Here is a 10,106-nt window from a genome sequence, read left to right as displayed (position 1 = left end):
GATTGCAGAATTTAGAACTGTTGCTAAATCATTACCTCTGTTGAGGTGAAAAACTCATAAATAGTTCATTTTTAGCTATTCGGCTGATTTTAGCGTAATTTTATCAGAAATCATCCACATCCGCAATATAACTCTTACTTGAATGAAAACAAATTCAAAAAGTTTAAGATAGAGTTTGGTAATATCGTTTGGGGAAAAAATTGGGATTTGATATTCCCAATAGATAAGTTATATGCTGGCGTTTGCTACTAAACAATATGCAAGGGTCTATATGCCACGATGAAAAGTTGGCGTATAGACCCTTGATTATATTGTGATGTTTGTAATCAATTACAGCAGAACTTCTTCCAGGTCGTCGGGCACAACGATGCGGCCCTTGAAGTGTTGTGCCGCTTCGCGCGTGTATGTCTCGCGGCGTGTGGCGAGTGTTTTCTCCTCGGTGTGATAGAGCAGCAGGTTCTTCACGCCGAGTTCGGTGGCGAGCTTGCCGGCGTCGAGCGCCGTGCTGTGCGACTTCTCGTAGGGCTTGAACTCCTCGCGGTCGGCGTAGAGGCAGAAAGCCTCGCAGAGCAGCCAGTCGGCGTGTTCTACCATGAGACGGTTCTGCTGGTTGTACGGTTCGTCGCCAAGACATGCGACCGTAGTTCCGGGCAGTTCGGCACGGAAACCATACTGCTTCTCCTTCGTGGAGTGGATGTCGAAGCACTGCATACCGATGTCGCCCACCTCGAACTTGTCGCCATCGTGCAGTTCGTGGAAGACCACACGCTCAGCCACCTTCGCCAGCTGTTTCTTGGCGAGAATCATGTCGATGATGGTGCGTATCACGAGCTGCACCTTGTCGTTGCCATACACATGTAGCCGACCCTCGTAGCCCTTGCACTGCGCTACCATGCGTATCAGCCATATCACGCCGAGGATGTGGTCGGTGTGGGAGTGGGTTACGAAGAGATGATGAATGTCGGCGATGGCGATGCCAGCCCTCTTCAGCTGTGCGAGCACGCCGTTGCCGCCTCCGCCGTCAACGAGCAGTAGGGTGGTGTCGGTCTGTAGCGCGAAGCATGTGTTGTAGCACTGCGTAACGGTTGCGTTGCCAGTGCCGAGCATAGTTATCTTGTTCATGTTGCTATGTTTTTTTATGTTATCAGTTGTCTTTATTTGCGCGGAAACGAATCAGTTGCCGGTGTTCACGGGGAAGTCGCCTGCGCAATATCTGTCCACCGGTATGTCGTAGTAGGCTCCGCTGTGCTTGGCGAAGTCGATGAGTCGGCTGAACGTCTCGTCCTGTCGCAGCACCTCGGGGTTGCCCACCATCAGCATGTGCAGACGGGCGCGCGTCATGGCTACGTTCAGCTTGCGGTCGATGCGCATGGCGTCCTCCTCGAACGTGTTGTTCGTGAGGAAGTCGAGCTGGTAGCGCTGTCGCACGGTGAAGCCATAGATGATATAGTCGCGCTGCGAACCCTGGTAGCGTTCCACGGTGTCGATGGTGATGTTGTGGAGCTTGTTGCGCTGCGCTTCAGCCTGCTTGCTGTCGGCGTCGCCGTACATCGTGCGGTAGGCAGCGTCGATGGCGCTGCGTATCGTGGCAATCTGGTTGCGGTAGGGCACGATGATGCCCACGGTCTGCGCCTCGTCGAAGCGGTCGGCTGTGCTGCGGTATATCTGCATCACCGTGGCGGCTATTATCTCCGCTTCAGCCTGGTTGGTCTTCATCGCCGTGGTGTTGTCTACATGGGGCGAGGCGATGAACGCTATGCGGTGGGCGTTCAACATCCGAACGATGCCGTTCGGAGTGTTGAGTGTTGAATGTGGAATGTTGAATGTGGAATGTGGAGTGTTGAATGTGGAATGTTGAGTGTTGAGTGTTGAGTGTTGAGTGCTTTCCGTCACATCCGTACCCGTCGGCAGCGTCTGATGGGGTAGCGGCACGACGGAGAGTTTGCCACCGTAGAACTCGATATTCGGAAACTCGGCTATCTCCTGATGCATGCGTCCCTGATGCGTGAGCATATAGACGAAGCGCGGGTCGTAGCCCTCTGCGGTCTTGAACCACTTGAGCAGACGCTCGAAGAGCGACAGACGGCAGTCGGTGAGATTAATGGCGTGCAGCTCTGGCTCGTCCACACGCGACTCCTCCGCAGTCTGCTGCACCACAGCCGGCAACTGCTTATGGTCGCCGATGAGCACGAAGCGGCTTATGGAGTTTTGAATTTTGAGTTGTGAGTTTTGAGTTGTGGAGGTGTGGGCTGCGAGCAGTCCGATGAGATGCGGCTCCAGTATCTGCGACGACTCGTCGATGATGGCGAGGTCGAAGTGCTTTATCTTCAGCAAGTGGATGTTGGCGTTGAGCGCCGATGTCGTGGCGCAGAACACACGCGTGTTGGCGATAAGTTCGCTGACGGCACGCGCATTGCGGCAGTCCTTAGCGCGGTAGCAGAGCAGGTGGTCGCTGAACGCCTTGTCGCAGTTGAGTTCAGAGCCGATGCGCAGGAAGTCGATGCCGCTCTCGACGAGTTTGCTGCAAATCTCGTCGACGGCGCGGTTGGTGTACGAAAGCAGAACCACGTTGGCTGCGGGGTTGGTGAGTTCTTCTTTCAGAATGTTGAGCAGTCCGAACGATGTCTTGCCAGTGCCCGGCGGTCCGATGACGAGGAAGATGTCGCGCGCTTGCTTGGCACGGGCTACGAGCGTGTTGAACGAGCCGTAGTCGCCGCAGAGCTTCTGGCTCTCGTCGATTGTCGGCTCGCGCTGGCAGAGCAGCAGGTCGCGGCGTTCTTTGCTTGCGGAGAGAAAACTATGTATGCCGCTGTACAGCGACTTCACCGACGACTCGAACATGTCGTGCTCAATAGCCCAGCGCACGTCCTCGGAGAGGTCGAACACGCGGCGGTCGGTCTGCGAGTTGCGCAGCACCACCTCCACGCCTTCCTCCGTGATGTCGCTGATAGAAGCGCGGTTCACCATCTGTGCGCAGGCGTTAGGCACACAGCCCAAGCTGTAGGGATAGACGATGACGATGTCGCCCGTGCGGAAGTTGGACGTATCTACAGAGCGCGCCTCGCTGAACTTCAGCTGCAGGCTCTCCACGGCGTCGCCGTTCTCGCCGAACGAGGCGATGGTGAGCCCCTCGTATATGTTGCCCGCCGCGCGCTTGTCCTCGAGCGTGTCGAGCCATACGGCGGCAAAACCGCTGTCGTCTTTAGTCTTGTTGCCAATCTTGGAGAGCAGATGCTCCTTGCTGACGAAGCGCATGAAGCGCAGATAGTAGGCAAGCTCCAGCGGTGTAGCCATGCGTATAGGGTTGAGCGTACGCTCCAGTTCGGGGCGCACCCATTCGTCCCACAATCGGCCGCTAAGCATGTTGCGGTTGAGCGTATCGGGTGTTAACGATCTGAGTATGCCGAAGCCGTTGTTGGCGCAGTCGATGTGGAGCCACGCCAGCAGGTTGCGCATGCGTATGGCGCGCAGGGTGAGCTCGGGCATGCTGGCTATCGACACCAAGCCCTCCGAATACTTCGAGTAGAGAAGCATGAAGTGGCGCAGCTGGTCGGCACGCTTGCCAAACTCGTAGTTGAACAAGGCGCGGTAGAGCGAGAGCTGTACGAGATGCTTCTCCTGCGGTTCGGGTCGGTTGGGGTTGAAGCCGTCGGCGGTGAAGGGCACGAAAGCGCCTTTGCCCGATTTCTGCTCGATGATGGTCACGTTGCCGTTCTTCTCGTGCAGCAAGTCGAGACGTCCCTGAATGCCCAGCACCTCGCTGAAGAACGTAGGCTCGAGCACCACTTCGTGATTGTCGTACTCGTCTACCTCCTGCGGCAGCACCTCGCCAATCAGCCGCTCGATGTTGCGCTGCTGCTGTTGCGCCTCCTTGTAGAATTGCTCCACGACGGGCTTCTTCTTCAGGTCGTCGCACGAGGTAAGTCCGATGGCGTTGCTGTGGAAGAAGCTGACGATGCTCTCGTTGAACGTCGAATGGCGCTCGTGTATGGTCTCGTCGAGAAATTGGCCAGCCAGATTACCCAAGTGGATGTGTATGGTGTTGGGCTGCGGCTTCACGGCGTTCACCAAGCTGACGTAAGGCGACTCGGCGTAGGTCTCGAAGCATGAGGCTATGGCGGTGATGTCTATAAGGTAGTCGGGCTCGTAGATGATAAGTTCGGGCATGTAGACGCCGTCCTCAATGCGAATGCGCACGAGGTTCAGCTGCACGTCCTTGTGCAGAATCTGTTTCAGGTACGACCAGTCGCCCTTACCGTTGAGCCACAGATAGGCATTCTGTCTGCTGTAGCATATCTTTATCTCGGTGGCGTTCTGCTCCTCCGTAGCGTAGATATACACGTCGTCCCAACTGTTGACGATGCAGCGCAGCACATTGGCGTCGAGTTTGCTCCAGCGGCGCTTGCGGTCGGTCGTGGCGAAGTATGCAGAAAGCGACTCGGGCGCCGTTCTGCCGCTCAGCAGCTCCACCAACAATGCCGTAGCCTTAACGTCGTACGGAAAGGCTGCGGCGAGTTCGTCGCCGGATGTGGTATGTATGGCGTTCAGCATGCGTCGCGTGTCGTGAATCAGTTGGGCTTTGCTGGTGGGCACGTCCAACTGTTTCATAAGATAGTCGACCTTTGCGAACAGACCTATGAAGTTGATACTTGTTTGTGAGAGTGCTTGGTTCACTACGCGCCTGAATACATCGCGCAGCATGGCATACTTCGCATGAATGTCGAAGTAGCCCGCAGCCACTTCTTCAATCTCCTTGAAGAACAGCATGGCATGTTCTGTAGTGAAACTCTTTTCTATCGTGTTGTTTGAGTGCATAGTTAGCAACAAAGTTAGCATAAACTGAGCACAAACCGAAATTAGTTAGCCTAAAATGTGGCTATATAATAAAAAAGATGTGCTGTTGGCATAAAAAAACGACTGGAGCAAAGCCCCGTTGTCGTGTAATGTACAACAACGGGACTTTGCTCCAGTCGGTTTATATATTATATATAATGTATGCTTTTAGTCGGCAGCCACGAATCCGTCGAGGAAGCGCACGTCGTTCTCTGAGAACATACGCAGGTCGGCTACACGATACTTCAGGTTGGTGATGCGCTCGATGCCGAGACCGAAAGCGTAGCCGGTGTACACCTTGCTGTCGATGCCGCAAGCCTCAAGCACGTTCGGGTCGACCATGCCGCAACCTAAGATCTCTACCCAGCCGGTATGCTTGCAGAAGCCGCAACCCTTACCGCCGCAGATGTGGCAAGAGATGTCCATCTCGGCGCTTGGCTCTGTGAACGGGAAGTAGCTCGGGCGCAGACGAATCTTGGTGTCGGGACCGAACAACTCGCGTGCGAAGGTGAGAAGCACCTGCTTCAGGTCGGTGAACGATACGTTCTTGTCTACGTAGAGACCCTCAAGCTGGTGGAAGAAGCAGTGAGCGCGTGCCGAGATGGCCTCGTTACGATATACACGACCCGGGCAGATGACGCGGATAGGAGGCTGCTGACGCTCCATGATGCGGCTCTGGTCGTTGGATGTGTGCGAACGCAGAAGGATGTTCTTTGTGACGTCCTTCGCATTCTGCTCGATGAAGAATGTGTCTTGCATGTCGCGTGCCGGATGGTCGGCAGCGAAGTTCAACTTTGTAAACACGTGCAAGTCGTCGTCAATCTCAGGACCCTCAGCCAATGTGAAGCCCATGCGCTGGAATATGTCGATGATCTGATTCTTTACGATTGTAAGCGGATGGCGTGTGCCGAGGCTTATCGGGTAAGCCGAGCGTGTCAGGTCGATGTCGTCAGCCGATTCCTCAGCCTCTGCGTTCTGCTCTTTCAGATCGTTGATCTTCTGCAAAGCTGCCTGCTTCAACTCGTTGATCTTCATACCTACAACCTTCTTCTGATCCGCAGGTACGTTGCGGAAGTCAGCCATGAGAGCTGTAATCTCGCCCTTTTTGCTCAGGTATTTAAGTCGCAGCTGTTCAATCTCTTCAGCATTCGATGCTGTAAGATTGTTCACTTCCTTAAGAAGCTCTTCTATCTTTTCTAACATATTATAATTATATAGCTTATTTACTAACTTATAAAAAAACATTGCAAAGGTAATATTTTTTAGGCTAATAAAGAAGTTTATCGAAATAAAGTTGTACTTTTGCCAAAAATTTGAGGGCTTGATAGAGCCTGACAAATGTATTAATTGTAGTATGAGAAAAGCTGTTATATTTGTAGTGCTCGCTATTTTTGTGGGCATTGTTTGTTTTTCGTCTTCATCTTGCACCGGAAAAAGCGCATCTGATGCAGATACTGATACCATTATGACGGCAGACACAGGCGCTGTGACTGACTCTATAGAGGAAATCATCGCAGAGACGCCGATGCCGAAGGCTGCTGACGAATTGTTCGACGACTTCTTCTTCAACTTCGCGGCAAACCGCAAGTTGCAGATTAAGCGCATCGAGTTTCCGCTGCCCATTGTTACGGGTGAGAAGACCACTTATCTCGCAAAGAAAAACTGGAAGATAGACCATTTCTTCATGCGACAGGACTTCTATACCTTGATTTTTGACAGTCCACGCCAAATGGATGTGGTGAAAGACACGTCTATCTCACACGTTGTTGTGGAGCGCATCAATCTGAAAAGATATAGCGTGAAGCAGTATGTCTTCGAACGCAAGCAGGGCTTGTGGATGATGACTTCCATTCGCAACGAGAGTCTCGCCAAGAGCAAGAATGCTTCGTTCCTGCATTTCTATCAGAAGTTCGTCAACGACACTACGTTTCAGGTGGCAAGCGTGAACGACCCACTGGAGTTCACCGGTCCTAATCCTGACGACGATTTCGAAACGATGAGCGGAATACTTGCGCCTGAGCAGTGGCTTTCGTTCGCACCGGAACTGCCACATAAGGTGATTTATAACATTCTGTACGGACAGAAATACACGGAGAGCAGACAGAAGATTTTTGTTATCCGAGGCATAGCCAATGGCATCGAGACTGAGCTTACTTTCCGCCGCATCGGCAGAAAGTGGAAGCTTATGAAACTTATAATGTAACGTGCGAAAACTTGAAAAGTGATGAAAGATATAAAGAACTATAATCTCCTCAATCATAACACCTTCGGCATATCGGGCAATTGCCGCCGCTTTGTAGAGTTCGACAACGTAGACGAACTGCAGACTTGCGTGCGTTCGATAACAGCCGAAGACAAGCCGTTGCTGATTATCGGCGGCGGAAGCAATCTTCTGCTCACACGCGACTTCCCCGGACTTGTGCTTCATTCTGCAATAATGGGGCGCGAGGTAGTGAAGGAAAGCGAAGGTAAGGTGTGGTTGCGCTGCGGTTCGGGCGAAACATGGGACGACATCGTGGCTTATGCCGTAGAAAAAGGATGGCATGGAGCAGAGAATCTCTCGCTTATACCGGGCGAAGTGGGCGCAAGTGCGGTGCAGAACATCGGTGCATACGGCGCTGAAGCCAAGGATCTGATTACGAAAGTTGAGGCTGTGGAGATTGCTACCGGCAATGTGGTGGAGTTCTCTAACGAAGACTGCCGCTATGCTTATCGTCAGAGCCGCTTCAAGAACGAGTGGAAAGACCATTATGTGATTACTTACGTCACTTATTGCTTCTCGCTTGACTTCTGTCCGGATCTTGACTATGGCAATATTCGCCATTCGCTTGAGGAGCAGGGCATCAGTAAGCCGACGGCTCAGCAGTTGCGTCAAACCATTATCAATATACGCGAGGCTAAGCTCCCCGATCCGAAGGTGACTGGCAATGCAGGCAGCTTCTTTATGAACCCTGTTGTAGGGCGCGATGTTTACGAACGCCTCGCTGCGCAACACGAAGGAATGCCTCATTACGTAGTGGATGCTGACCATATCAAGATTCCGGCTGGATGGATGATAGAACAGTGCGGATGGAAGGGCGCATCGCTCGGAAGGGCAGGCGTACACGACCGTCAGGCGCTCGTGCTTGTCAATCGAGGAGGCGCAACCGGTGAGGAGGTTGTCACACTCTATAAGCGCATCATTGAAGATGTACGCGCTAAGTTTGGTATAGAGATACATCCGGAAGTGAATGTAATATAGAACTCCTTTGTCTCTTCGCAAAAGCGAAGGGTAGGGAGTATAGGTAGAAGGACACGGAACAGCAAAAAGATTAGTTCAGAATAATGTGCAGCAACAATAATATAACTGTAACCTTGCTCGGTACAGGCACTTCGGGTGGTGTACCGTCGCTTGGTTGCCAGTGCGAAGTGTGTCGCAGTAAAGATCCGCGCGACCATCGTCTGCGCTGTGTGGCGCTTGTAGAGTCGGAGACAGGCACACGCGTGCTTATCGACTGCGGACCCGATATACGCCAACAGCTGATGCCGTTGCCGTTCAAGCCGTTCGACGCCATACTGATGACACATATCCACTACGACCACGTAGGAGGAATCGACGACTTGCGCCCGTTCTCGGTGTTCGGACCGATAAATCTGTACGGCGACGAGAAGACGTGCAACCATGTGCATCAGATTATGCCGTATTGCTTCGGCGAGCATCTGTATCCTGGCGTTCCGCGTCTTGAACTGCACACCATCCGTCCGCACAAACCATTGCGCATTGGCGATTTGGAGATAATACCTATAGAAGTGATGCACGGCAAGATGCCGATTCTCGGCTTTCGTATAGGCAAGTTTGCGTATATTACGGACATGAAGACTATCGGCGACGCAGAGTTGCCGTATCTTGATGGGGTAGAGACGCTTGTTGTGAACGCTTTGCGCTTTGAGAAAGAGCACCATTCGCACCAACTTGTGGCTGACGCGGCTGAGTTTGCGCATAAGATTGGCGCAAAGCAGACGTATATAACGCATGTTTGCCATCATATCGGACTGTATGATGAGGCGGAAAAGCGTATGCCGGAAGGACTCAGTCTGGCATACGACGGACTAAAACTAACGATGGAGCGTTAGATGCCGAATTAGAGTTGTTAAGTATTGAGTCTTAACAACGTAAAAACTTGAAAAGTATTAAGAAATAATGAAGCGTAGATGTTTATCTATGCTTCTTTTTTTTGCCTCCGAACAAGAACGCACCCTCTTGATATTTGCGATAAAGCTTCCAACCGAGCATCATGCCGTCGAACATACCCGAACCAAGGCTCACCATACGTAAGAGCTTCTGAGCCTTGCCTTGAGGCGCAGGCTCCTCCTTGTGAAACAGTTCGTTCCACTTGTCGGCTATACACTCCTCTTCGTGTTCTATTTGTTTGCGCAATTTATCCTTGTATGCAGCTATGTCCTCAAGCGACTGGATGTTTTGCGGCTGTTCGACAGCTTCGATAGGTTCGATTTTTGACATAAGTGTTTATGTGTGAATTTAGGCTGACTACTATTCGTTCATCAGCAGACCAGCGAGAAACTTTACGAGTGGGCGTTCTATCCATCTCTTTCTGAACATAACGCAGAGGATGAGCATGATGAAGTAGCCACCGGCTACGCAGGCAAAAGCCAATGCCATGCCCATCAGTGGTGCGAGAGCGTAAGCTGCTGCGAACGAGAGGTAGATGAGTCCGATGAAAAGAAGCAGCAAAAGCACAGCCACCATTGTCAGGGCTGTGAGCAGACGCACTATCTTTTCAATTACATCGAGCTTCACAAACTTTGTCTGAAGCCCGATGTAATTTCTGACAGCTTCGATAAGCTCAGCAATGGTCTCTATGTTTTTATCTGTTGAGAACATCTTGCTTTTCGTTTTGCTTTCGTTGCTTGTTATTAATCTTCGTTTTCAGTTGCGTCCTTGATGTCGTCAACAAGGTCTTCAACCTCCTTGCGGCTAACGCGGATGTTGTGCTTCTTGCAGAAGTCGTCAACAGCGTCACCGATGCGTGTACGTGTCTCGCTACCCTTCTCCGGAGCGAGAAGAACTCCTAATGCAGTTCCGGCGAGTGCACCGCCGAGGAATGCTCCAATGTAACCTAATGCTTTCATGTCTTTTATTTTTAAGTTAATAAATTATGATAGTGCAAATATAGCAAAACTTTTCGTATTTCGTAGTTTGTTGACGAGTTTTTTTATTAAAAATTCTGCTAAAATATGCCGAATAGCTAAAAATGAGCGATTTACAAGTGTTT

The 10,106-nt window shown here is 51.7% G+C and carries 9 protein-coding genes; 3 read left to right on the top strand and 6 right to left on the bottom strand.

Annotated elements, in window-relative coordinates; all coding sequences use genetic code 11:
• Positions 1-330 precede the first annotated feature (330 nt).
• From KTQ90_RS11760 to pheS, 3 genes are all read right to left on the bottom strand, one after another.
• Positions 331-1,122 (bottom strand): MBL fold metallo-hydrolase, encoded by a 792-nt coding sequence (locus KTQ90_RS11760; protein WP_217318602.1) that lies wholly within the window; start codon positions 1,120-1,122, stop codon positions 331-333.
• 51 nt (positions 1,123-1,173) lie between these two features.
• Complete coding sequence (locus KTQ90_RS11755) at positions 1,174-4,815, bottom strand: AAA domain-containing protein (protein WP_217318601.1); 3,642 nt, start codon at positions 4,813-4,815, stop codon at positions 1,174-1,176.
• Positions 4,816-5,001: 186 nt separating this feature from the next.
• On the bottom strand, positions 5,002-6,036 hold the full coding sequence (pheS, locus tag KTQ90_RS11750; RefSeq protein WP_217318600.1) for a phenylalanine--tRNA ligase subunit alpha: 1,035 nt from the start codon (positions 6,034-6,036) through the stop codon (positions 5,002-5,004).
• Positions 6,037-6,187: 151 nt separating this feature from the next.
• Between pheS and KTQ90_RS11745 the strand changes: the two genes are divergently transcribed.
• The 3 genes from KTQ90_RS11745 (at position 6,188) to KTQ90_RS11735 (ending at position 8,946) form a co-directional block, all read left to right on the top strand.
• Positions 6,188-7,036 carry a DUF4348 domain-containing protein gene (locus KTQ90_RS11745; protein WP_217318599.1) on the top strand — a complete coding sequence of 283 codons (849 nt, stop codon included), beginning with the start codon at positions 6,188-6,190 and terminating at the stop codon, positions 7,034-7,036.
• Between the two features lie 21 nt (positions 7,037-7,057).
• Positions 7,058-8,074 (top strand): UDP-N-acetylmuramate dehydrogenase, encoded by a 1,017-nt coding sequence (murB, locus tag KTQ90_RS11740; protein WP_217318598.1) that lies wholly within the window; start codon positions 7,058-7,060, stop codon positions 8,072-8,074.
• A gap of 83 nt (positions 8,075-8,157) precedes the next feature.
• Complete coding sequence (locus tag KTQ90_RS11735; protein ID WP_217318597.1) at positions 8,158-8,946, top strand: MBL fold metallo-hydrolase; 789 nt, start codon at positions 8,158-8,160, stop codon at positions 8,944-8,946.
• 82 nt (positions 8,947-9,028) lie between these two features.
• On the opposite strand, the gene KTQ90_RS11730 is transcribed toward KTQ90_RS11735, so the two are convergent.
• From KTQ90_RS11730 to KTQ90_RS11720, 3 genes are read right to left on the bottom strand one after another with little or no spacing between them, the layout of a single operon-like run.
• The gene (locus KTQ90_RS11730; RefSeq protein WP_217318596.1) at positions 9,029-9,334 is read right to left on the bottom strand and encodes a hypothetical protein; all 306 of its coding nucleotides are present in this window, start codon (positions 9,332-9,334) and stop codon (positions 9,029-9,031) included.
• Positions 9,335-9,364: 30 nt separating this feature from the next.
• Positions 9,365-9,715, bottom strand: coding sequence for a phage holin family protein (locus tag KTQ90_RS11725; protein WP_022157181.1), 351 nt, complete (start codon positions 9,713-9,715; stop codon positions 9,365-9,367).
• Between the two features lie 32 nt (positions 9,716-9,747).
• On the bottom strand, positions 9,748-9,963 hold the full coding sequence (locus KTQ90_RS11720) for a YtxH domain-containing protein (protein WP_022157180.1): 216 nt from the start codon (positions 9,961-9,963) through the stop codon (positions 9,748-9,750).
• Positions 9,964-10,106 lie beyond the last annotated feature (143 nt).

The organism is Leyella stercorea, assembly GCF_019052365.1.
GTDB lineage: Bacteria > Bacteroidota > Bacteroidia > Bacteroidales > Bacteroidaceae > Prevotella.
This window is presented reverse-complemented; position numbering and strand designations above follow the sequence as displayed.

Coding starts and splice junctions, on each gene's coding strand:
- KTQ90_RS11760 (WP_217318602.1), bottom strand. CDS start 1,122: ATGAACAAGATAACTATGCTCGGCACTGGCAACGCAACCGTTACGCAG.
- KTQ90_RS11755 (WP_217318601.1), bottom strand. CDS start 4,815: ATGCACTCAAACAACACGATAGAAAAGAGTTTCACTACAGAACATGCC.
- pheS (WP_217318600.1), bottom strand. CDS start 6,036: ATGTTAGAAAAGATAGAAGAGCTTCTTAAGGAAGTGAACAATCTTACA.
- KTQ90_RS11745 (WP_217318599.1), top strand. CDS start 6,188: ATGAGAAAAGCTGTTATATTTGTAGTGCTCGCTATTTTTGTGGGCATT.
- murB (WP_217318598.1), top strand. CDS start 7,058: ATGAAAGATATAAAGAACTATAATCTCCTCAATCATAACACCTTCGGC.
- KTQ90_RS11735 (WP_217318597.1), top strand. CDS start 8,158: ATGTGCAGCAACAATAATATAACTGTAACCTTGCTCGGTACAGGCACT.
- KTQ90_RS11730 (WP_217318596.1), bottom strand. CDS start 9,334: ATGTCAAAAATCGAACCTATCGAAGCTGTCGAACAGCCGCAAAACATC.
- KTQ90_RS11725 (WP_022157181.1), bottom strand. CDS start 9,715: ATGTTCTCAACAGATAAAAACATAGAGACCATTGCTGAGCTTATCGAA.
- KTQ90_RS11720 (WP_022157180.1), bottom strand. CDS start 9,963: ATGAAAGCATTAGGTTACATTGGAGCATTCCTCGGCGGTGCACTCGCC.